At 58.4% G+C, this 315-nt stretch carries 1 rRNA gene; it reads left to right on the top strand.

What is annotated here, in order from left to right:
- Window positions 1-315 (top strand): 23S ribosomal RNA (locus tag V6B97_RS17230); the annotation flags it as partial.

Here is a 315-nt window from a genome sequence, read left to right as displayed (position 1 = left end):
ACCCGGGGAAGTGAAACATCTCAGTACCCGGAGGAAAGGAAATCAAGCGAGACTCCCAAAGTAGCGGCGAGCGAAATGGGACCAGCCCAAACCGGTTGGTTTCGACCAGCCGGGGTTGTAGGACCCCGACATGGGATTGACTACTAGGCAGGAGAAGAGAGCTGGAAAGCTCCGCCATAGCAGGTGACAGCCCTGTATCCGAACCCGAACGTCACTCTAGGGGCACCTGAGTACCGCGGGGCACGTGAAACCCCGTGGGAATCCGGGAGGACCATCTTCCAAGGCTAAGTATTCGCTGGCGACCGATAGTGCACC

It is taken from the genome of Nitratidesulfovibrio sp. 1201_IL3209 (genome assembly GCF_036763125.1).
Classification (GTDB): domain Bacteria; phylum Desulfobacterota; class Desulfovibrionia; order Desulfovibrionales; family Desulfovibrionaceae; genus Cupidesulfovibrio.
The sequence above is the reverse complement of the archived record's forward strand: the minus strand, read 5'-3'. Positions and strand labels throughout refer to the sequence as shown.